Origin of the sequence: Pseudomonas sp. I8001 (assembly GCF_013385345.1) — a bacterium.
GTDB lineage: Bacteria > Pseudomonadota > Gammaproteobacteria > Pseudomonadales > Pseudomonadaceae > Aquipseudomonas.
This window is the reverse complement of the sequence record NZ_JACAQC010000060.1, coordinates 86,801-106,181: the sequence shown is the minus strand read 5'-3', so window position 1 is coordinate 106,181 and position 19,381 is coordinate 86,801. Positions and strand designations below refer to the sequence as shown.

Here is a 19,381-nt window from a genome sequence, read left to right as displayed (position 1 = left end):
AGCACTTGAACCTACAGGCTCAAAAAGCAGCTGCCCATCAGGAAAATCCGGTGCAACTTATTCCGATGAAGTGGCCTGGGGCATTCGCTTCAGTACCTGCCTGAACCCTTCCACCGGCAAGGGCCGACTGTGCAGATACCCCTGATACAAATGACACCCAAGCCCCTGCAAAAACGCCAGTTGCTCAGGGGTTTCCACTCCTTCGGCAATGACGTCCAGGTTCAAGCTGCGCGCCATGGCCACAATGGCACGGATGATCTCCGCATCGTTGGGGTCATGGGTGGCGTCGCGCACAAACGACTGGTCGATCTTCAGCGCATCCACCGGCAGGCGCTTGAGGTAGGTCAGCGACGAATAGCCGGTGCCGAAATCATCCATCGCAAAACTCACGCCGAGCTTTTTCAGGCGGCGCATTTTGCTGATGGTGTCGTCCAGATTCTGGATCACGATGCCTTCGGTGATTTCCAGCTTCAGCAGGGTATAAGGCAGGTGGTGGGTGCGCAGGCTGCGTTCTACCCGTTCGACAAAATCATTCTGGCGAAACTGCCGCGGGCTGATGTTGACGCACAGGCTGAAGTTCAGCGGGTCTACCAGGCCCTCGGCAATCAACTGCGCGAAGGTGCTGCAGGCTTCGTCGAGGATCCAGGTGCCGACTTCAAGGATCAGGCCGCTGTCTTCCAGGACCTTGATGAATTCCGTCGGGGACTGTGCGCCCAACTGCGGATGTTGCCAGCGCACCAGGGCCTCGGCGCCGACGATGGTGTTGCCGCGCGCATCCACCTGGGGTTGGTAATGCACGCTGAACTCGCCGCGGGACAGGGCCAGGCGCAGGTCGGTTTCCATGCGCAGCCGCTCGCTGGCGGTTTTCTGCATGCTGTTGTGGAACATCTGGATGGTGTTGCGCCCTGAATCCTTGGCCCGGTACAGGGCGATGTCGGCGCGCTTGAGCAAATCGGCCGGGGTTGAGCCGTGATCGGGGATCAGCGCCACGCCAATGCTCGGGGTGACTTGCAGGCGGTGGCCATCCAGGAACATCGGTTCGGATAACAGTTCGCGCAGGGTATCGGCCAGCTCCTGGACCTGAGTGCTGACTTGTGGGCGCGTGCCTTCCAGGCCGCTGAGCAGCACCACAAACTCATCGCCGCCCAGGCGTGCCACGGTGTCTTCCATGCGCACACTGGCTTCGAGGCGTGCAGTGACGATCTTCAGCACCGTGTCGCCGACCGGGTGGCCGAGGGAATCGTTGATGTGCTTGAAATGGTCCAGGTCAAGAAACAGCAGGGCGCCCCGCAGGTTGTGGCGCTTGAGCAGGGCGATCTGCTGGCTCAGGCGGTCCATCAACAGGGCGCGGTTGGGCAGGTTGGTCAGGGGGTCGTGATAGGCCAGGTGGCGAATCTGCGCCTGGGCGTTTTTCAGCAGGCTGACGTCCCGGGCGGTCAGCAACAGGCAGGGGGTTTCATTGAGGGTGATGGGCTCCACCGACACTTCAACCGCCAGCACTTCGCCGCGTTTGTTGTGCCAGAGCATTTCCAGGTGATGAATGCGGCCCTTGATCTGCAACTCGGCCAATAACGCCGCGCGCTGGTTTTCATCGGCCCAGATGCCGATCTGGTACAGCGTCAGGCCGATCGCTTCTTCGGCGCGGTAGCCGGTGAGGCGGCAGAAACCGTCATTGACCTCCACGTAGCGCCCGGTATCGCGCTCGGTGATCGACACCGCATCGGGGCTGGAATGAAAGGCCTTGGCGAACTTCTCTTCGCTGGCCTTGAGCGCCGCTTCCGAGCGCTGTTGTTGGGTGATGTCCCGCAGGGTGGTGACGATGCAGGGTTGGTCGCTGACCTGGATCAGGCGGCTGGATATCACACAGTTCAGGGTCTGGCCGTTCTTGTGATGAACGGTGATTGCCACGTTGCTCAGGGATTGTTCGCGGATCACCTGCTCGATGCGCTGCAGGCGTTGGCTGGACTCCTCCCACAAGCCGATCTGCTCGGCGTTGTTGTTGAGCACCTCGGCGGCGGTCCAGCCGAAGGTCTGGGTGAAGGCCGGGTTGATCTCGATAAACTGGCCGGTCTCCAGGCGCGTCACGCAGATTGGGTCGGGGCTGGCGAGGAACAGGCTGGCGAATTTTTCTTCGGATGCGATCAGGCGCTGCTCACGTTCAACCTGGTCGGTGATGTCGAGCAGGGTCCCGGCCATTCGCAACGGTACGCCCGTGTCATCGCGATACAGGCGGGCGCGGCTTTCCAGGTAGCGTGAACTGCCGTCTTCCAGTTGCACGCGGTAGGTCAGTTGGTAGTTGCCCGCCGGGCCTTCGCGCAGGGTGCGGTAGGCGTTGCGCATGCTCTCGCGCTCTTCCTGGGGCATGCCTTCAAAGAAGGCCTCGAAGGATTCGTGGAACGGTTGGGGTTCCAGCCCGTGCAGTTGGGCGGCGCGGGCCGAGCCATAGAGCATGCCGCTGGGGATGTGCCAGTCCCAGGTGCCCAGTTGCGCCGAGTCCAGGGCCAGGTCCAGGCGTTCCTGGCTGTCCTTGAGGGCCTGCTCGGCATTCTTGCGCTCGGTGGTGTCGAGGAAGGTGCTGATCAGGTAGTCCTCGCCGTCCAGCTCGACTTTCTGGGCGCTGAGGGTGCCATCGTGGACCTGCCCGTTGCTGGCGCGAAACTGCACTTCCATGGTGATGGGGGCGCCTTTGCGCTGGGTGGCCTTGACCAGATGCGCGCGTTGTTCGGGGTGTACCCAGAGGCCCAGCTCCAATGTGCTGCGGCCAATGGCATCGGCCAACGGCCAGCCGAACAGGCTTTCGAAATACTGGTTGGCTTCGCTGATCAGGCCGTCCGCCTGGCGGGTCAGCAGGACCATCAGCGGGCACAAATGGAACAGGGTGGCGAAGCGCTTTTCCGAATGGCTGAGGGCGTGTTCGCGCTCGCGCTGGTGGGTGATTTCGCGGATCACCCCGATCATTCGACGACGCCCGGCCTTGTCCGGTAGCAGGCTGCCGTTGATTTCCAGCCAGTGCAGGCTGCCATCGGGCCATTGGATACGGTGGTGCATGGCCTGGACAGCGGGTTCGCCGGCCAGCACCGCATGAAAGGCCCGGACCACCTTGGTGCGGTCCTCGGGGGCCAGCAGGTCCAGGTACTCCAGGTCTTCAGGCAGCGGCTGGCGCGGGTCGAAGCCGAACAGGGCCTGAGTGCCTCGGGACCAGCTGATCCGGCCGGTATCGATTTCCCAGCTCCAGGCGCCCAGCCGGGCAGCGTTGAGCGCCGCCAGCAGTTGCGGCGCGCTGTCCCAGCTTTGCTCCGCCTCCTGTGGGTCCAGGGCGTAGATGCGGGGCAGGGGTGGCACGGTATCGACGGGGTTGCGCATTATCAAAGGGCCTTGGCTCGATGGGCGTTCGGCGCGGGTTCCACGGTCTACGGGCCACGGCGATTCAAGCCTGATTCCCTGGCAGATCGACCTGTGCATCCAATAGGCTCATGAAAGCCCGCGCAGCGTTCGACAGCGTCCTTTCGGTGTGCACGATATAGCCTAGCTGGCGACTGAGCTGTATGCCCGGCAAAGCGATGCGTGCCACCTGGTCATCGAGCATGGTGCGCGGCAACACGCTCCAGGCAAGGCCAATGGAGACCATCATCTTGATGGTTTCCAGGTAGTTGGTGCTCATGGCGATGTTTGGCGTCAGGCCCTGGGCCTCGAACAGCCGCTGCACGATATGGTGGGTAAAGGTGTTGCCGCCGGGAAACACCGCCGGGTGCCGGGCGATGTCCGCCAGGCTGACGCTGCCGTTGCTGATCAGGCTGTGTTCCGGCGCCACCACGAAATCCAGCGGGTCGTCCCACACCGGGGTGGCCCGCACCAGCGTGTGGGGCTCCGGCGCCAGGGTGATTACGGCCACTTCGGCGCGGCCATGGAGGATTTCTTCGTAGGCCACTTCCGAATCGAGAAACTGAATGTCCAGCGCGACATTCGGGTATTCCCGGGTGAACGTGCGCAGGACCGGTGGCAAGCGGTGCAGGCCGATGTGATGGCTGGTGGCCAGAGTGAGACGACCGCTGACCTCGCCGGTCAGGTTGGTCAGGGCGCGGCGGGTGTCGTCCAGTACATTGAGAATCTGATACGCCCGGGGCAGCAGCGCCCGTCCGGCTTCGGTGAGGCCGACTTCACGCCCCAGCCGGTCGAACAGGCGCACCTTTAATTGTTGCTCCAGGCCGGCGATGCGCTTGCTGATGGCCGGTTGGGTCAGGTGCAGGCGTTCACCGGCACCGGAGAAGCTGCCGGTCTCGGCGATGGCGATAAAGGCATTGAGGTTGGCCAGGTCCATTGTGCTATTCCAGTTGGTAATCCAAAGCATAAAAAATATGAATTTGAGTTATTTAATGTAGCGCCATACCATCAGCCTCACAAGCCAAAGGGTTATTGAATCGTTCAAGGCCCGGGGCATAGAAACACCTGATGAGGACCGCGTGATGGCCGGCAAAACGCTTTACGACAAGCTTTGGGATTCCCATGAAGTGAAACGGCGCGATGATGGGTCGTCGCTGATCTACATCGACCGTCACATCATCCATGAAGTGACCTCGCCCCAAGCGTTCGAAGGCCTGCGACTGGCCGGGCGCAAGCCTTGGCGCGTCGACTCGATCATCGCCACCCCGGACCACAACGTGCCGACCACCCCGGAGCGTAAAGGCGGGATCGACGCCATCGTCGACACCGTGTCGCGCCTCCAGGTGCAGACCCTCGATGATTACTGCGACGAATATGGCATCACCGAATTCAAGATGAATGACGTGCGTCAAGGCATCGTTCACGTGATCGGCCCGGAGCAGGGCGCTACCTTGCCCGGCATGACCGTGGTTTGCGGCGACTCCCACACCTCTACCCACGGGGCGTTTGGCGCCCTGGCCCACGGTATTGGTACCTCCGAGGTGGAACATGTATTCGCCACCCAGTGCCTCGTCGCCAAGAAAATGAAGAACATGTTGGTGTCGGTGGAAGGTGAGTTGCCTTTCGGCGTCACTGCCAAGGACATCGTCCTCGCCGTGATCGGCAAGATCGGCACCGCCGGCGGTAACGGCCACGCCATCGAATTCGCCGGCAGCGCGATTCGCGACCTGTCCATCGAAGGCCGCATGACCATCTGCAACATGTCCATCGAAGCCGGTGCCCGCGTGGGCATGGTGGCGGCGGACGAAAAGACCATTGCCTACGTCAAGGGTCGCCCGTTCGCACCTGCCGGTGCTGATTGGGACGCCGCTGTCGAAGCCTGGAAAGACCTGGTTTCCGACGCCGATGCGGTGTTCGACACCGTGGTTACTCTCGATGCCGCCCAGATCAAGCCGCAAGTCAGCTGGGGCACCTCGCCGGAAATGGTGTTGGCCGTTGACCAGAACGTGCCGGACCCGGCCAAGGAAACCGACCTGGTCAAGCGTGGTTCCATTGAGCGCGCCTTGAAGTACATGGGCTTGAAAGCCAACCAGGCGATTACCGACATCCAGCTGGATCGCGTGTTCATTGGCTCCTGCACCAACTCGCGGATCGAGGATTTGCGCGCTGCGGCGGTGATCGCCAAGGGCCGCAAAGTCGCCTCGACCATCAAGCAGGCGATCGTGGTGCCAGGTTCGGGCCTGGTCAAGGCCCAGGCTGAAGCCGAAGGCCTCGACAAGATCTTCCTCGAAGCCGGTTTTGAATGGCGCGAGCCGGGTTGCTCGATGTGCCTGGCGATGAACCCGGACCGTTTGGAGTCGGGCGAGCATTGCGCGTCCACCTCCAACCGTAACTTCGAAGGGCGTCAGGGCGCCGGTGGCCGTACCCACCTCGTCAGCCCGGCCATGGCTGCTGCGGCTGCCGTCAACGGTCGTTTCATCGACGTTCGCGAATTGATCTGAGGAATACCCGATGAAAGCTTTTACTCAACACACCGGTTTAGTCGCGCCGTTGGACCGTGCCAACGTGGACACCGACCAGATCATTCCCAAGCAGTTCTTGAAATCGATCAAGCGCACCGGTTTTGGCCCGAACCTGTTCGACGAGTGGCGCTACCTGGACGTGGGCTACGCCTACCAGGACAACTCCAAGCGCCCGCTGAACAAGGACTTTGTGCTCAACGCCGAGCGTTACCAGGGTGCCAGCGTGTTGCTGGCCCGGGAAAACTTCGGTTGCGGCTCCAGCCGTGAGCACGCGCCGTGGGCCCTGGAAGAATATGGCTTTCGCAGCATCATCGCGCCGAGCTACGCCGACATCTTCTTCAACAACAGCTTCAAGAACGGCTTGCTGCCGATCATCTTGAGCGATGCCGAAGTGGATGAGTTGTTCCAGCAGGTGGAAGCCGATGTGGGCTACCAGTTGACCATCGACCTGGCGGCACAGACCGTGACCCGTCCGGACGGCAAGGTGTATCACTTTGAAGTGGACGCCTTCCGCAAGCACTGCCTGATCAATGGCCTGGACGACATCGGCCTGACCTTGCAGGACGGTGATGCGATTGCAGCGTTTGAAACCAAACACCGGGCCAGCCAGCCTTGGTTGTTTCGCGACGCTTGATTCCATGTAGACCGGACTGGCCCCTTCGCGAGCAAGCCCGCTCCCACATTTGATTGCATTTCAACTGAAGGAACTCGGTCGAATGTGGGAGCGGGCTTGCTCGCGAAAGGGCCAGCAACAGCAACACAAAAACCAGGGACATCATCATGACCAGCACTGCCCACACCCAAGTCGTGCAAAAACAATTCGGCGAACAGGCCTCGGCCTACCTGAGCAGCGCAGTACATGCTCAAGGCACCGAGTTCGCGCTGCTCCAGGCCGAACTGGCCGGGCAGGGCGCTGCACGACTGCTGGACCTGGGTTGCGGCGCCGGTCATGTGAGTTTCAACGTGGCACCGTTGGTCAAGGAAGTGGTGGCGTACGACCTGTCCCAGCAGATGCTTGACGTGGTCGCCGCCGCTGCCGTGGACCGTGGCCTGGACAACATCCGCACCGTGCACGGCGCCGCCGAGCGCTTGCCGTTTGCCGATGGCGAATTCGACTTCGTGTTCAGCCGCTACTCGGCGCACCATTGGAGCGACCTGGGCCTGGCCCTGCGTGAAGTGCGCCGGGTGCTCAAGCCGGGTGGCGTGGCCGCTTTCGTGGATGTCTTGTCACCGGGCAGCCCGCTGTTGGACACTTACCTGCAAACCGTCGAAGTGCTGCGCGACACCAGCCACGTGCGTGACTATTCCGCCGGCGAGTGGATGCGCCAGCTCAGCGAAGCCGGTTTGCATGTGCGCAACAGCAGCCGCCAGCGCCTGCGCCTGGAATACACCTCGTGGGTCGAGCGCATGCGCACCCCAGAGGTATTGCGTGCCGCGATCCTGGAGCTGCAAAAGGCAATGGGCCAGGAAGTGCGCGATTATTTCGAGATTCAAGCCGACGGCACCTTCAGCACCGACGTGCTGGTGGTGTGGGCCGAACGCTGATTAATTTTTCCCGACCTGCCCACGGGCGGGTCGCTTGATGAAATGAGGAACGCATGAGCAAGCAGATTCTGATTCTCCCTGGCGACGGCATTGGTCCGGAAATCATGGCCGAAGCGGTCAAGGTGCTGGAAGTGGCTAACGCCAAGTACAGCCTGGGCTTCGAACTGAGCCACGACGTGATCGGCGGCGCGGCCATCGACAAGCACGGCGTGCCTCTGGCCGACGAAACCCTGGAGCGTGCCCGCGCAGCCGACGCCGTGCTGCTGGGCGCCGTGGGTGGCCCGAAATGGGACAAGATCGAACGTGACATCCGCCCTGAGCGCGGCCTGCTGAAGATCCGTGCGCAACTGGGCCTGTTCGGCAACCTGCGCCCGGCGATCCTTTACCCGCAACTGGCGGACGCTTCCAGCCTGAAGCTGGAAATCGTCGCGGGCCTGGACATCCTGATCGTCCGCGAACTGACCGGCGGTATCTACTTCGGCTCGCCACGGGGCGTGCGCGAGTTGGAGAATGGCGAGCGTCAGGCCTACGACACCCTGCCGTACAGCGAGAGTGAAATCCGCCGTATCGCCCGTGTCGGTTTCGACATGGCCCGTGTGCGTGGCAAGAAGGTCTGCTCGGTGGACAAGGCCAACGTATTGGCGTCCAGCCAGCTGTGGCGTGAAATCGTCGAAGAAGTCGCCAAGGACTACCCGGACGTCGAGCTGAGCCACATGTACGTCGACAACGCCGCCATGCAGCTGGTGCGTGCGCCGAAGCAGTTCGACGTGATCGTCACCGACAACCTGTTCGGCGACATCCTGTCCGACCAGGCCTCGATGCTTACCGGTTCCATCGGCATGCTGCCGTCGGCCTCCCTGGATGCCAACAACAAGGGCATGTACGAGCCGTGCCACGGTTCGGCGCCGGACATCGCCGGGCAGGGCATTGCCAACCCGTTGGCGACCATTTTGTCGGTGTCGATGATGCTGCGTTACAGCTTCAACCTGACCGACGCCGCGGATGCCATCGAGCAGGCCGTGAGCCTGGTGCTCGACCAGGGCCTGCGCACTGGCGACATCTGGTCCCAGGGTTGCACCAAGGTCGGTACGCAAGAAATGGGCGACGCAGTAGTCGCCGCGCTGCGGAATCTGTAATCTCTCGGGCCCGCTTGCAGATGTTGCTGCAAGGCGGCCCACTTTTGAACAAGGTGTAGTTGCGATGAAACGTGTAGGTCTGATCGGTTGGCGCGGTATGGTCGGTTCCGTGCTCATGCAGCGGATGCTGGAAGAGCAGGATTTCGATCTTATTGAGCCGGTGTTTTTCACCACCTCCAATGTAGGTGGTCAAGGGCCGTCCGTGGGCAAGGACATTGCTCCGCTCAAGGACGCCTACAACATTGAAGAACTGAAGACCCTCGACGTCATTCTGACCTGCCAGGGTGGCGACTACACCAGCGAAGTCTTCCCCAAGCTGCGCGAAGCCGGCTGGCAGGGTTACTGGATCGACGCCGCTTCCAGCCTGCGCATGCAGGATGACGCGGTGATCGTGCTGGACCCGGTCAACCGCAAGGTGATCGACCAGCAACTGGACGCGGGCACCAGGAACTACATCGGCGGCAACTGCACCGTCAGCCTGATGCTGATGGGCCTGGGCGGCTTGTTCGAAGCCGGCCTGGTGGAGTGGATGAGCGCCATGACCTATCAGGCGGCCTCCGGTGCCGGCGCGCAGAACATGCGTGAACTGATCAAGCAGATGGGCGCGACCCACGCCGCTGTCGCCGATCAACTGGCTGACCCGGCCAGCGCGATCCTCGACATCGACCGCCGTGTGGCCGAGGCCATGCGCAGCGAGGCCTACCCGACCGAGAACTTCGGTGTGCCATTGGCCGGCAGCCTGATCCCGTGGATCGACAAGGAATTGCCTAACGGCCAGAGCCGTGAAGAGTGGAAGGCCCAGGCCGAGACCAACAAGATCCTCGGTCGCTTCAAGAGCCCGATCCCGGTGGACGGTATCTGCGTGCGCATCGGCGCCATGCGTTGCCACAGCCAGGCGTTGACCATCAAGCTGAACAAAGACGTGCCGATCGCCGATATCGAAGGGCTGATCAGCCAGCACAACCCTTGGGTCAAGCTGGTGCCGAACAACCGTGATATCAGCATCCAGGAACTGAGCCCGAACAAGGTGACCGGTACCCTGAATGTGCCGGTTGGCCGTCTGCGCAAGCTGAACATGGGGACGCAGTACCTGGGCGCGTTCACCGTCGGCGACCAACTGCTGTGGGGCGCGGCTGAGCCGTTGCGTCGCATGCTGCGGATCTTGCTGGAGCGGTAATCGCTGCTGGTAATAAGAAACCCGCGTTCTGGTGACAGGCGCGGGTTTTTTATTGCGCGCTCGGGCCTCTTCGCGAGCAAGCCCGCTCCCACATTTGATCGCATTTCAACTGAAGAAACTCGCTCGAATGTGGGAGCGGGCTTGCTCGCGAAGAGGCCATCAGCCACACCACAACCCCCAGGTTAATTGCCTCACCCCCAGCCACCCGGTAAAGTGCCGCTCCCCCCGCAATGCCCGAGGCAGCCCCCATGACCCAGACCTTTGATATTGCCGTGATCGGCGCCACCGGCACCGTTGGCGAAACCCTGGTGCAGATCCTCGAAGAGCAGGACTTCCCGGTAGGCAGCCTGCACCTGTTGGCCAGCAGCGAGTCGGCCGGGCATTCGGTGCCGTTTCGTGGCAAGAACGTGCGGGTGCGGGAAGTCGATGAATTCGATTTCAGCAAAGTCCAACTGGTGTTCTTCGCCGCCGGCCCTGCGGTCACCTTGAGTTTTGCCCCGCGCGCCACCGCTGCGGGCTGCACCCTGATCGACTTGTCCGGCGCCTTGCCGGCCGATCAGGCGCCGCAGGTAGTGCCGGAAGCCAACGCGCAGATCCTCGATGGCCTGAAAAAACCTTATCAGGTCAGCAGCCCAAGCCCGTCGGCCACTGCCCTGGCCGTGGTGCTGGCGCCACTGCGCGGCTTGCTGGACATTCAGCGCGTCAACGTCACCGCCAACCTCGCCGTTTCCGCCCAGGGCCGTGAGGCTGTCAGCGAACTCGCCCGGCAGACCGCCGAGTTGCTGAATGTGCGCCCGCTGGAGCCGAAGTTCTTCGACCGGCAAATGGCCTTTAACCTGCTGGCCCAGGTCGGCAAGCCTGACGCGCAAGGCCACACCGCCCTGGAAAAACGCCTGGTGCACGAATTGCGCGCCGTGCTGGAAATGCCTTTGCTAAAGATTTCCGTCACTTGCGTTCAAGCCCCGGTGTTTTTTGGCGATAGCCTGACTGTGTCACTGCAATTGGGGGCAGCGGTGGATCTCGCTGCCGTCAACCGTGCCCTGGACTCGGCACCGGGTGTCGAGTTGGTGGAAGAGGGCGATTACCCCACGGCTGTGGGCGATGCGGTCGGTCAGGACGTGGTCTACGTGGGCCGGGTTCGTGCCGGTGTTGATGACCCTGCGGAACTAAATATGTGGTTGGCGTCAGATAACGTACGCAAAGGGGCGGCACTGAACGCCGTACAGCTGGCGCAGTTGTTGATAAAAGGCCTTGTGTAAAAGATACTTGGCGGCAATTTGTAGATTGATTCTAGCCAAGCGCTATGCTTGGCCCCAAGCTGGAAAAATTGCGCGTCGGTGACCTATCGGCTCGCCATGCCTAATGGCAGCGGTTACCCACCTTCTCGCCGGCCGGGGAGTGTTCAAAAAGGATGAGGCTATGGTTCAAGTTCGCAAACTGGTGTTAGCAATAGCGGCCGCCTCGGCGCTGTCCTCCGGTATGGCGCAAGCACTGCAGCTTGGGGAGATGACCCTCAAGTCGAAGCTGAACCAGCCGCTGTCGGTGGAAATCGAGTTACTCGATGTCGGTGGCCTGACCGCCTCCGAGATCACCCCCAGCCTCGCGTCGTCCCAGGCCTTTGTGGATGCGGGCGTCGATCGCCAGGCGTTCCTGAACGACCTGACCTTTACCCCGGTGGTCAATCCCAACGGCCGCAGTGTGGTGCGTGTCACCTCCAGCAAGCCGCTGCCGGATTCCTACGTGCGTTTCCTGCTGCAGGTGCAATGGCCCAACGGTCGCCTGATGCGCGACTACAGCGTGTTGCTGGACCCGGCCAAGTTCGACCAGTCGACCCCGGCCGCCGGTGCACCTGCACCCGCGCCACGCTTGAGTGCGCCTGCGACGACGGCTCCGGCAGTCACCAAGGCCAAGGAACACACCACGACTTCCCGTGACACCTTGTGGGAAATCGCCGCGAAAAACCGCAATGGCGCCTCGGTGCAGCAGACCATGCTGGCCATTCAGGCGCTGAACCCTGACGCCTTTATCGACGGCAACATCAACCGCATGAAAACCGGCCAGGTCCTGCGCCTGCCGGATTCAGGGCAAAGCACCAGCCTGCCGCAGCCAGAGGCGATTGCTGAAGTGACGGCGCAAAACGCGGCGTGGCGCGAGGGCCTCCGTGGCGGCAATCAGCTCGCCGGCAAGGCGCAGTTGGACGCGACCAAGCGTACCCAGGCGGGTAATGCGCCGTCGCAGACCAATACCAAGGACAATTTGAGTCTGGTCTCGGCCGAAGCGGCCAGGAAAGGCGGGAAGGGCGCGGCGGGCGACAGCCGGGCCTTGAACAACAAGCTGGCGGTGACCCAGGAAAGCCTGGATTCGACCCGTCGCGAGAATGAAGAACTGAAAAGCCGCATGGCTGACCTGCAAAGTCAGCTGGACAAGCTGCAGCGGCTGATCGAGCTCAAGAACAACCAGCTGGCCAAGTTGCAGACCCCGGGTGGCGCTGCGGCGCAGCCTGCTGCAACGGCGGCGATGCCGGCCGAGCTGGCTGCACAAGCGGCTGCGCCGGCAGCGGCAGCTCCGGCAGCAACCCCCGCGGCTGCGCCGGTCGAGACCCCGGTCAAGCCGGATGCGGCACCTGCCAGCACTGAAGGTAAATTCAACGACCTGCTGACCAACCCGATCGTGCTGGGGGTGATCGGCGGCGCAGCGGGTTTGCTGGTGCTGTTGCTTCTGCTGCTGTGGGCCCGTCATCGCAATGCGCGGCTTGAAGAAGAAAAGCACCTGCGCATGGCACGGGCCCTGGCTGAAGAGCCGGAATTTGCGCCGAACATTGATCACGATCTGCCATCTGACAGTTTCGAAGGCCTTGATGTACCGCCGCCGAACGTCAAGCTGGCTCCAGCTCCAGCTCCAGCTCCAGCTCCAGCTCCAGCTCCGGCGGCGGTGGTTGCCCCGGTGATTGCCCCGGTGGTCGCACCTGTTGCTGTGCAGCGTCCGACCGACGCCCTGGCGCAAGCCCAGTCGCATATCGACCGTGGCCACCTGAACCAGGCTGCGGAAGTGCTGGAAGATGCAATCAAGCAAGAGCCCGCCCGCAGTGACCTGCGTCTCAAGCTGATGGAAGTCCACGGCTTGCAGGGCAACAAGGACGGGTTTGTCACCCAGGAGCGCCAGTTGGTCGCCAATGGCGACAACCATGCCCAGGTCGAACAGCTGAAAAGCCGCTTCCCGGCCATGGCCGTGTTCGCAGCAGGCGTCAGCGCTGCCGTTGCCGCTGCCGCTCTCGACGCCCAATACGTCAAGGACCTGCTCAAGGACGACCCGGCACCGCCTGCACCTGAGCCTGCGCCGGACGCGTTTGACACTGACTTCGACCTCAGCCTGGACGATCTGGAGGCTGCTTCGCCAGCTGTGGTCCGCCCGACGTCGGACGACGACCTGAGCTTTGAATCGGTGCTGCAACAGCAGACCGAGGCCAAGGCCAGCGCGGAAGACCTGTCGGATTTCGACCTGGACCTGCAACTCGATCCACCCTCGTCGACCCAGTCAGACGACGACTTCCTCTCCGGCCTTGAAGACCAGATGAAGGACCTGCCGCCGGTAGAGCCGCCGACACTGACGCCGGCCGACCTGGACGACCTCGACCTGCCGGAGGATTTCGACCTGTCCCTGGCCGACGAACCCGAGGCGCCTGCAGCGGCCAAGCCGGACGCGTTTGCGTCGGAGCTTGATGATGTCAACGCCGAGCTGGATCGCCTGTCGCAAAGCCTGGAACATCCGCCAATCGAACCGTCCTTCACCGCCGACGACGCGGCGTTGGGTGGCGATGAGCCGGAATTCGACTTCCTCTCCGGTACCGACGAAGTGGCCACCAAGCTCGACCTGGCGCAGGCCTACATCGACATGGGCGACGCCGACGATGCGCGGGACATTCTTGGCGAGGTGCTCAAGGAAGGCGATGACGGTCAGAAGGGCGAAGCCAAGGAAATGCTCAGCCGGTTGGCTTGATACGCGCGGTAAATACAACGGCAGCCTTCGGGCTGCCGTTTTGCCATCCAGGCACCAAACCCATGGCGTCCCAGGCGCGCGGCCTTATAATGGCCGCCTTTGCGCAACTCATCAGGCTCTCAGTTCTTGGCAAATATAGATAACGCGGTCGCCGAAATGGCGGCCGCAGGCTTTTTCAGAATCGCCCTGGGCGTGGAATACAAAGGCTCGCGCTATCGTGGCTGGCAACGCCAGGCCTCCGGTGTGCCGACGGTGCAGGAAACCCTGGAGAAGGCCCTGTCGAAAGTCGCCGACTCACCGGTGTCGCTGATGTGCGCCGGGCGTACTGATGCCGGCGTGCACGCTTGCGGGCAAGTGGTGCACTTTGACACTCAGGCCGAGCGCTCGATGAAGGCATGGGTGATGGGCGCCAATATCAACTTGCCCCACGACGTCAGCGTCAGTTGGGCCAAGGTGATGCCGGCGGACTTTCACGCGCGCTTCAAGGCCATCGCCCGGCGTTATCGCTATGTGATCTACAACGATCAGATCCGCCCGGCCCATCTCAACGAAGAAATCACCTGGAACCACCGCCCGCTGGACGCCGAGCGCATGGCCGAGGCGGCCCAGCATCTTGTAGGTATCCACGATTTCAGCGCGTTCCGTGCCGGCCAGTGCCAGGCCAAGTCGCCGATCAAGGAAGTCCACCACCTGCGGGTGACGCGCCACGGCAAGATGATCGTGCTGGATATCCGCGCCGGCGCGTTCCTGCACCATATGGTGCGCAATATCGCCGGGGTGCTGATGACCATCGGTACCGGCGAACGCCCGGTGGAATGGGCCAGGGAAGTCCTGGAAAGCCGGATTCGCCGTACCGGCGGCGTCACGGCGCATCCGTTCGGCCTGTACCTGGTGGATGTGGAGTACCGCGACGAGTTCGAATTGCCCCAGCGATTCATCGGGCCACACTTCCTCACAGGTTTCAGCGAACTTGGCGGCTGACGCCCTCAAAAGCATTTGTTACCATCCGGGACTTTCCCGGACACGCCCTGAGGTTTCATCGACATGTCTGCCGTTCGCAGCAAGATTTGCGGGATTACCCGCATAGAAGACGCGTTGGCGGCGGTCGAGGCGGGGGCCGATGCCATCGGTTTCGTGTTTTATGCCAAAAGCCCGCGGGCGGTGAATGTGTTGCAGGCGCGGGCGATCATTGCCGCGTTGCCGCCGTTCGTGACCACCGTGGGGTTGTTCGTCAACGCCAGTCGCTGCGAGCTCAATGAAACCCTCGACGCCGTGCAACTGGACATGCTGCAGTTCCATGGCGATGAGAGTCCGGACGAGTGCGAGAGCTACCAGCGCCCGTACATCAAGGCGCTGCGGGTCAAGGCCGGGGACGATATTGCTGCGGCATGCGCTGCCTATGGCGGGGCTCGCGGGATTCTTCTCGACACCTACGTCGAAGGCGTTCCCGGTGGTACGGGCGAGGCGTTTGACTGGTCGTTGATTCCCGAAGGGTTGAGCAAGCCGATTATCCTCGCGGGCGGCCTGAATCCGGACAACGTGGCCAGTGCCATCCAGCAGGTTCGGCCGTATGCCGTGGACGTCAGCGGCGGGGTAGAGCAGGGCAAGGGCATCAAGGATCACGCAAGGATTCGCGCATTCATGCAGGCCGTGCGCGACAGCAGCGGGACGATGTGACGGCTGGCAGTCTGCCGCCGTCCATAACTACCACTGTGTAAAACAGCCCGGCGCCGCCTGTGGGAGGCCCGGAAATGAAGTGGCAACCCTGCACGGCAGGTTGTCTGGAAGGCTGAGGGCACAGGCAGGAAATGGCTGGTCGAACGTCTGACCCCGTCCAGTTTGTGTCATCGCCACATATGAATTTAGCTCAAGGGCATACGCGGGGCTGTGTTCAAGCCACCGGTACTGGAGAAAGAAAGCATGAGCAACTGGTTAGTAGACAAACTGATCCCTTCGATCATGCGTTCCGAGGTGAAGAAAAGCTCGGTTCCTGAAGGTCTTTGGCACAAGTGCCCATCCTGCGACGCGGTGCTGTACCGCCCGGAGCTGGAAAAGACCCTGGACGTTTGCCCCAAGTGCAATCACCACATGCGTATCGGCGCCCGCGCCCGCATTGATATTTTCCTCGACGCCGATGGTCGCTCCGAACTGGGCGCTGACCTGGAGCCGGTTGACCGTTTGAAGTTCCGCGACGGCAAGAAGTACAAGGACCGCCTGACCGCGGCCCAGAAGCAGACCGGTGAAAAGGACGCGCTGATTTCCGTCAGCGGCAAGCTGCTGGGCATGCCGGTGGTGGTTTCGGCCTTCGAATTCTCCTTCATGGGCGGCTCGATGGGCGCCATCGTCGGTGAGCGTTTCGTACGTGCCGCCAACTACGCGCTGGAAAACCGTTGCCCGATGATCTGCTTCGCCGCCTCCGGCGGTGCGCGGATGCAGGAAGCACTGATCTCGCTGATGCAAATGGCCAAGACCTCCGCGGTACTGGCGCGTCTGCGCGAAGAAGGTATTCCGTTCATCTCCGTGCTGACCGACCCGGTCTACGGCGGTGTGTCCGCCAGCCTGGCGATGCTGGGTGACGTGATCGTCGGTGAGCCGAAGGCGCTGATCGGCTTTGCCGGCCCGCGTGTTATCGAGCAAACCGTTCGCGAAAAACTGCCGGAAGGCTTCCAGCGCAGCGAGTTCCTGCTGGAGCACGGCGCGATCGACCTGATCATTCCGCGCGGCGAACTGCGTCCGCGCCTGGGTAGCCTGCTGGCGCAAATGATGGGCCTGCCGACACCTGTGTACGTCGCGCCTAAAATCGAGCCGATTGTCGTGCCACCGGTGCCTGCAAACATATGACCCAACGTACCCTGGGCGAATGGCTCGCCTACCTTGAGCAGTTGCATCCGTCAGCCATCGACATGGGCCTGGAGCGCTCGCAACAGGTAGCGGCCCGCCTCGGGTTGGGCCGGCCGGCGCCGCGTGTGATCACGGTGACCGGCACCAACGGCAAGGGCTCTACCTGCGCCTTTGTCGCGGCCTTGCTGCAAGCCCAGGGCCTGAAGGTCGGCGTGTACAACTCGCCGCACCTGCTGCGCTACAACGAGCGGGTGCAGCTCAATGGCGTCGAAGCCACTGACGAGCAACTCTGCGAAGCCTTCGCCGCACTTGATGCCGGGCGTGGCGAGATTTCCCTGACCTATTTCGAGATGGGCACCCTGGCGGCGTTCTGGCTGTTCGAGCGTGCGCAGCTGGATGTAGTGGTGCTGGAAGTCGGCCTGGGTGGGCGTCTGGACACGGTCAACGTGGTGGATGCCGACCTGGCGCTGATTACCAGTATTGGCGTCGACCATGCGGACTACCTGGGTAACACCCGTGAGTCCGTGGCCTATGAAAAAGCCGGGATCTTCCGCCAGGGCAAGCCTGCACTGTGCGGTGACCTGGACCCGCCGCATACCTTGCTGGACAAGGTGCGCGAGCTGGATTGCCCGTTCTTCCTGCGCGGGCGTGATTTCAATCTCGAGATTGGCGACCAATTCTGGCAATGGCGCGGGCTTGACGCGCGCGGTCAAACCGTCGAGTTGCGCGACTTGCCACTGCTGAACCTGCCGATGGAAAACGCCGCGCTCGCGCTGCAAGCCTACCTGTTGCTGGATTTGCCCTGGCATGCCGAGCAGATTGCCGCTACGTTGCAGGCTACTCGCGTGGTGGGGCGCCTTGACCGGCGCACGTTCGACTGGGAGGGCAAGCGCCTGAACCTGCTGCTGGACGTGGGGCATAACCCTCACGCCGCTGAATACCTGGCCAGGCGCCTGGCACGCACGCCGCCCGCCGGTCGCCGCCTCGCGGTGTTCGGGTTGTTGTCCGACAAGGACCTGGACGGCGTGGTTGCACCCTTGCTGGGCGACGTCCAGGCCTGGGCGGTTGCACCGCTGGATACGTCCCGCAGTCGTCCTGCCATCGAGTTGCAGGTTGCCTTGCAGAACCTTGGCGCGTCCGTGACGTCCCATGCAAGCGTGACAGCCGCCCTGGAAGCCCAGTGCGCGGTTGCGACGCCTGAGGATGAGATTCTGTTGTTCGGATCATTTTATTGTGTTGCCGAGGCGCTCGAATGGTTGGCCCGGCGCTCCACGGAGGAAGCTGCACATGGCATTACTGGATAGCGCATACAAGCAGCGAATGGTTGGAGCCCTGGTCCTGGTGGCGTTGGCGGTGATTTTCCTGCCGATGCTGTTTTCCCGTCAGGATGAGCAGCGCCAAGTGACCGTTGAAGCGCCAGCTGCGCCCCAGGCGCCTGCGGTGCCTCAGGTTCAGGTTGAGCCGGTGGTGGTTCCCGAGCCGCAAGCGCTGCCGGAAGAAGAGCCGGTGCCGACCGATGACGAAGTGGCTGCACAGCAAGCGCCGTCGATGCCGGTGCAGCCGAGCGTGCCGGTGGTTAAGCCTGCGCCTGCTGCTCCTGCAGTTGCTGCGAAGCCTGCGGCGCCGGCGCCAGCGCCAAAACCTGTGGCTCCGCAACCTGCGGCACCAGGCAAGCCGGACGTGGGCCAGAGCCGTATTGACCCGAATGGCTTGCCGATCAGTTGGTCGATCCAGCTGGCCAGCCTGGCTAACCGCGAAAGTGCTGATGCGTTGCAGAAGAAGCTGCGCACCCAGGGTTACAACGCCTATATCCGCAGCGCCGATGGCAAGAACCGGGTATTCATCGGGCCGCTGATCGAGCGGGCTGAAGCCGATCGCCTGCGGGACCTGTTGGATCGCCAGCAGAACCTCAAGGGTTTTGTGGTTCGCTTCCAGCCCGAAAAAGGCTGAGGCTGCAAGGATTCAAGCTGGAATGCGGTCAATGTGGGAGCGGGCTTGCTCGCGAAGCGGTTTATCAGTCAGCAGATTTATTGGCTGCCCCACCGCCTTCGCGAGCACGCCCGCTCCCACAGGTGTTTTGGGTGTGCCGCAACAGGCCGGTTTCCCCTATAACTCATTGATTTCAAATGCACTGCCAATCACAGCTTACCGATAGCCCAGCGCTCTGCTAAAATGCGCCGCCTTATCCGTCTGTAGGCTGAACTGTGCCATTTACCTGGGTTGATTGGGCGATCGTTGCAATCGTCGCCATCTCCGCTTTGATCAGTCTGAGCCGCGGCTTCGTCAAAGAAGCATTGTCGCTGCTGACATGGATCATCGCAGGAGTTGTAGCCTGGATGTTCGGCGGTTCATTGTCTGTCTACCTGGCCGGATACATCGAGACACCTTCGGCTCGCGTCATCGCGGGCTGCGCCATCATGTTCATCGCCACGTTGTTGGTGGGGGCAATGGTCAATTATCTTATCGGCGAATTGATACGCGTCACCGGCCTCTCCGGGACCGATCGATTTCTCGGCATGGCCTTCGGCGCCGCGCGTGGCGGCTTGCTGGTGGTCGTGGCGGTCGGGCTGTTGAGCCTGGGGCCGGTACAGCAGGATTCGTGGTGGCAGGAGTCGGTACTCGTGCCAAAATTTCTATTGGTTGCAGATTGGTCCAAAAACCTCATTTTGGGGTGGAGCAGTCAGTGGCTGGCCAGCGGGATCAGCGTACCCGCTGATCTTCCGTTCAAGGAACACCTCTTGCCGGCCAAAACGCCTCAGTAAGTTGTGTTCAGTCAAGATTCA

The 19,381-nt window shown here is 62.2% G+C and carries 15 protein-coding genes; 13 read left to right on the top strand and 2 right to left on the bottom strand.

The window, feature by feature from the left end; all coding sequences use genetic code 11:
- Positions 1-57: 57 nt before the first annotated feature.
- Together HX839_RS30260 and HX839_RS30255 are read right to left on the bottom strand one after the other, a co-directional pair.
- Positions 58-3,363 carry a bifunctional diguanylate cyclase/phosphodiesterase gene (locus tag HX839_RS30260; protein ID WP_087693952.1) on the bottom strand — a complete coding sequence of 1,102 codons (3,306 nt, stop codon included), beginning with the start codon at positions 3,361-3,363 and terminating at the stop codon, positions 58-60.
- Between the two features lie 64 nt (positions 3,364-3,427).
- Positions 3,428-4,318, bottom strand: a complete 891-nt coding sequence (locus tag HX839_RS30255) for a LysR family transcriptional regulator (protein WP_003212656.1) — start codon at positions 4,316-4,318, stop codon at positions 3,428-3,430.
- Between the two features lie 145 nt (positions 4,319-4,463).
- Between HX839_RS30255 and leuC the strand changes: the two genes are divergently transcribed.
- The 13 genes from leuC (at position 4,464) to HX839_RS30190 (ending at position 19,360) form a co-directional block, all read left to right on the top strand.
- Complete coding sequence (leuC, locus tag HX839_RS30250; RefSeq protein WP_008438759.1) at positions 4,464-5,882, top strand: 3-isopropylmalate dehydratase large subunit; 1,419 nt, start codon at positions 4,464-4,466, stop codon at positions 5,880-5,882.
- A 10-nt stretch (positions 5,883-5,892) separates the two neighbouring features.
- Complete coding sequence (leuD, locus tag HX839_RS30245; RefSeq protein WP_003212660.1) at positions 5,893-6,537, top strand: 3-isopropylmalate dehydratase small subunit; 645 nt, start codon at positions 5,893-5,895, stop codon at positions 6,535-6,537.
- A gap of 146 nt (positions 6,538-6,683) precedes the next feature.
- Positions 6,684-7,448, top strand: coding sequence for a class I SAM-dependent methyltransferase (locus tag HX839_RS30240; RefSeq protein ID WP_003212662.1), 765 nt, complete (start codon positions 6,684-6,686; stop codon positions 7,446-7,448).
- Between the two features lie 53 nt (positions 7,449-7,501).
- The gene (gene leuB / locus HX839_RS30235; RefSeq protein ID WP_177068149.1) at positions 7,502-8,584 is read left to right on the top strand and encodes a 3-isopropylmalate dehydrogenase; all 1,083 of its coding nucleotides are present in this window, start codon (positions 7,502-7,504) and stop codon (positions 8,582-8,584) included.
- Positions 8,585-8,648: 64 nt separating this feature from the next.
- Positions 8,649-9,761: an aspartate-semialdehyde dehydrogenase gene (asd, locus tag HX839_RS30230; RefSeq protein ID WP_003212667.1), complete on the top strand. Its 1,113-nt coding sequence runs from the start codon at positions 8,649-8,651 to the stop codon at positions 9,759-9,761.
- 248 nt (positions 9,762-10,009) lie between these two features.
- Positions 10,010-11,020, top strand: coding sequence for an aspartate-semialdehyde dehydrogenase (locus HX839_RS30225; protein ID WP_003212668.1), 1,011 nt, complete (start codon positions 10,010-10,012; stop codon positions 11,018-11,020).
- A 160-nt stretch (positions 11,021-11,180) separates the two neighbouring features.
- Complete coding sequence (locus tag HX839_RS30220; RefSeq protein ID WP_177068148.1) at positions 11,181-13,757, top strand: FimV family protein; 2,577 nt, start codon at positions 11,181-11,183, stop codon at positions 13,755-13,757.
- A gap of 156 nt (positions 13,758-13,913) precedes the next feature.
- On the top strand, positions 13,914-14,738 hold the full coding sequence (truA, locus tag HX839_RS30215) for a tRNA pseudouridine(38-40) synthase TruA (protein ID WP_003212671.1): 825 nt from the start codon (positions 13,914-13,916) through the stop codon (positions 14,736-14,738).
- Between the two features lie 63 nt (positions 14,739-14,801).
- A complete protein-coding gene (locus tag HX839_RS30210) occupies positions 14,802-15,434 on the top strand; it encodes a phosphoribosylanthranilate isomerase (protein ID WP_003212673.1) in 633 nt (210 codons plus the stop codon).
- Between the two features lie 243 nt (positions 15,435-15,677).
- Positions 15,678-16,598, top strand: a complete 921-nt coding sequence (gene accD / locus HX839_RS30205; RefSeq protein WP_003212675.1) for an acetyl-CoA carboxylase, carboxyltransferase subunit beta — start codon at positions 15,678-15,680, stop codon at positions 16,596-16,598.
- Positions 16,595-17,902, top strand: a complete 1,308-nt coding sequence (folC, locus tag HX839_RS30200) for a bifunctional tetrahydrofolate synthase/dihydrofolate synthase (RefSeq protein WP_008438745.1) — start codon at positions 16,595-16,597, stop codon at positions 17,900-17,902. Before accD ends, folC begins: the two co-directional genes overlap by 4 nt.
- The gene (locus HX839_RS30195) at positions 17,886-18,548 is read left to right on the top strand and encodes an SPOR domain-containing protein (protein WP_087693954.1); all 663 of its coding nucleotides are present in this window, start codon (positions 17,886-17,888) and stop codon (positions 18,546-18,548) included. The genes folC and HX839_RS30195 overlap by 17 nt, the downstream gene beginning before the upstream one ends.
- A 254-nt stretch (positions 18,549-18,802) precedes the next feature.
- On the top strand, positions 18,803-19,360 hold the full coding sequence (locus HX839_RS30190; RefSeq protein WP_003212681.1) for a CvpA family protein: 558 nt from the start codon (positions 18,803-18,805) through the stop codon (positions 19,358-19,360).
- The last annotated feature ends 21 nt before the right edge of the window (positions 19,361-19,381 follow it).

Coding starts and splice junctions, on each gene's coding strand:
- HX839_RS30225 (WP_003212668.1), top strand. CDS start 10,010: ATGACCCAGACCTTTGATATTGCCGTGATCGGCGCCACCGGCACCGTT.
- truA (WP_003212671.1), top strand. CDS start 13,914: ATGGCGGCCGCAGGCTTTTTCAGAATCGCCCTGGGCGTGGAATACAAA.
- HX839_RS30260 (WP_087693952.1), bottom strand. CDS start 3,363: ATGCGCAACCCCGTCGATACCGTGCCACCCCTGCCCCGCATCTACGCC.
- accD (WP_003212675.1), top strand. CDS start 15,678: ATGAGCAACTGGTTAGTAGACAAACTGATCCCTTCGATCATGCGTTCC.
- leuD (WP_003212660.1), top strand. CDS start 5,893: ATGAAAGCTTTTACTCAACACACCGGTTTAGTCGCGCCGTTGGACCGT.
- HX839_RS30255 (WP_003212656.1), bottom strand. CDS start 4,318: ATGGACCTGGCCAACCTCAATGCCTTTATCGCCATCGCCGAGACCGGC.
- HX839_RS30210 (WP_003212673.1), top strand. CDS start 14,802: ATGTCTGCCGTTCGCAGCAAGATTTGCGGGATTACCCGCATAGAAGAC.
- HX839_RS30220 (WP_177068148.1), top strand. CDS start 11,181: ATGGTTCAAGTTCGCAAACTGGTGTTAGCAATAGCGGCCGCCTCGGCG.
- leuC (WP_008438759.1), top strand. CDS start 4,464: ATGGCCGGCAAAACGCTTTACGACAAGCTTTGGGATTCCCATGAAGTG.
- HX839_RS30195 (WP_087693954.1), top strand. CDS start 17,886: ATGGCATTACTGGATAGCGCATACAAGCAGCGAATGGTTGGAGCCCTG.
- asd (WP_003212667.1), top strand. CDS start 8,649: ATGAAACGTGTAGGTCTGATCGGTTGGCGCGGTATGGTCGGTTCCGTG.
- HX839_RS30240 (WP_003212662.1), top strand. CDS start 6,684: ATGACCAGCACTGCCCACACCCAAGTCGTGCAAAAACAATTCGGCGAA.
- leuB (WP_177068149.1), top strand. CDS start 7,502: ATGAGCAAGCAGATTCTGATTCTCCCTGGCGACGGCATTGGTCCGGAA.
- folC (WP_008438745.1), top strand. CDS start 16,595: ATGACCCAACGTACCCTGGGCGAATGGCTCGCCTACCTTGAGCAGTTG.